We start from the raw sequence: 279 nt of genomic DNA on the forward strand, positions 1-279 counted from the left end.
CGCTTGATCGACTCGACCTTTTCATCACCACTTTCATGAAGTCGTCGTAGATCGACTCTTCCACCAGTGCACGGGAAGGGCAGGTGCACACTTCACCCTGGTTGAAGAACGCCAGCACCAGGCCTTCGGCGGCTTTTTCGATGAATTGAGGTTCGGCTTTCATGATGTCGGCGAAGAAGATGTTCGGCGACTTGCCGCCCAGCTCAACCGTGGACGGAATGATGTTCTCGGCCGCCGCATGCATGATGTGCGAGCCCACAGGCGTTGAGCCGGTAAAGG

1 protein-coding gene is annotated in these 279 nt (G+C 56.6%); it reads right to left on the bottom strand.

The features are described 5' to 3' along the window. Positions 1 to 279, bottom strand: a 279-nt coding sequence (locus AAEZ02_RS22305; RefSeq protein WP_351125201.1) for an aldehyde dehydrogenase family protein, incomplete at both ends; no start/stop codon positions are given.

Origin of the sequence: Shewanella sp. T24-MNA-CIBAN-0130, from assembly GCF_040310185.1 — a bacterium.
In the GTDB taxonomy this organism is placed as follows: domain Bacteria; phylum Pseudomonadota; class Gammaproteobacteria; order Enterobacterales; family Shewanellaceae; genus Shewanella; species Shewanella psychromarinicola.